Consider the following 1,747-nt stretch of genomic DNA (forward strand, 5'->3'; position numbering starts at 1 on the left):
AGACGGAACAACACGATGTCGGAACTGGACATATCTAGCGGGTATGGACCAATAGCGTCTAATTGCTATCGTAGCTAGCTCAAATACTTTGAGACGCTACTCGCAATACCCGCCTGGCCGTTGTGCGCAAGCTGAAAACCCCAAATTAACAAGATATATTTGTATGAAAAAATTACTATTTCTAATTCCGTTAATAATTGGCTGTTCATCACAAAAGGAGGAATCGCAATATGAAAAGCTCCTTGACTATGAAGGAAATTATCAATATGTTGGTGAGACTACATTGGACATCGTAGCATCAGAATTAGATACAACTCTTTATGCAGTTATTGACAAAGCAAAATATCCATTGAAACATGTTGCTTTGGACAGTTTTGTAAATATTCAAAACAGTCCTGTGGTTTTTCAAAGAGATAAGAACAAGAAAATAATTAGTTATAAAGCAGATGGTCAAATCTTTGAATTACATAAAAGAGATTTCAAGAAAATGGAGATGGTTCCACGAAAAGAACTACTTCATAATCCGGAAGGCTATATTTATAAAAAACCCGAGCAGAAGCATGATGGCTTGCAAACAGGAAATTTAGAAAATGAGTTTGGCCGCCCTGAGTTTATCATAAATATGGTTAAAGAAACCATAAAAGGTAACTTTCCAGATGTCCATAGCATCTTGATTTATAAGAGTAATAGATTGGTGCTCGAAGAATATTTCTATGGTTATGATGAAAATACACCCCATCAACTAAGGTCTGCCACAAAACCATTTATTGGGGGAATCTTAGGAATAGCCATTGATAAAGGATTTATACAAAGTGAGAAAGAAAAGCTTTTACCTTACTTCGACTCAAGTTACTCGGAAATATCCAACATAGATGACAGAAAAAAGAAACTTACAATAGAAAACTTTTTAACATATCGACATGGTATGGACTGCGAAAACAATAATCTTGAAAGTAAAGGAAATGAACTAAAGATGATGGAAAGTGAAGATTGGGTAAAATACACTCTTGATTTACCGATGGTAGCTGAACCTGGAACATCATCATCCTATTGTACAGGTTGTGCATTAACTGTTGGCAGTTTAGTAGAAAAAGCAACGGGTGAAAACATAGAAGATTTTGCAAAAGCAAATCTTTTTAACCCTTTGGGAATCTCAAATTACCAGTGGATTTTTGAACCAAACAAAGCAAGTATGACAAACTATAGTCAACTTTCTTTGACACCAAGAGATTTAGTTAAGTTGGCCAAAATGTACAAGGATGGTGGAAAATGGAATGAACAACAAATTCTCTCTGAAAGTTGGATCAACAAAACATTTGATATGGAAGAAGGCGATTATGGCTATCTATGGGAACATAAATATTTCATGATTGGCGGTCAGCGTTATAATTCTTATTTAGCGAGCGGTAATGGCGGTCAAAAAATAAATATATGGCCAGAACTTGACATGATTACTGTATTCACAGGTGGGAATTACAATTCCTATGCACTTTATGGTAAAAGTACGCCACCAAATGAAATGATACCAAATTACATATTAAAAGCAATTGAATAAAAGCAAACACATAACAATGTATATAAAATCATAGCCGCCTATCGGCAGGCTACGCTTCATATACTAACCGATGATGTAGCATTCGCCTGCGGCGACTAAAATCACTACATCTCACTACGTTCAATTCCCATAATTTTAGAAATGCTACATCATCGCCGCGCTCTGTCAGATTGCTCAATACATAGATTAAAG

The 1,747-nt window shown here is 35.6% G+C and carries 1 protein-coding gene; it reads left to right on the forward strand.

Features of this window, described 5'->3' with window-relative positions; all coding sequences use genetic code 11:
- The first annotated feature begins 163 nt into the window (after window positions 1–163).
- A complete protein-coding gene (locus tag ACFSQJ_RS14295; protein WP_377767654.1) occupies window positions 164–1,555 on the forward strand; it encodes a serine hydrolase domain-containing protein in 1,392 nt (463 codons plus the stop codon).
- Window positions 1,556–1,747 lie beyond the last annotated feature (192 nt).

It is taken from the genome of Croceitalea marina, assembly GCF_042684265.1.
In the GTDB taxonomy this organism is placed as follows: Bacteria; Bacteroidota; Bacteroidia; order Flavobacteriales; family Flavobacteriaceae; genus Croceitalea; species Croceitalea marina.

Excerpts from the sequence above, each read along its gene's own strand:
- ACFSQJ_RS14295 (WP_377767654.1), top strand. The coding sequence starts at position 164 with ATGAAAAAATTACTATTTCTAATTCCGTTAATAATTGGCTGTTCATCA.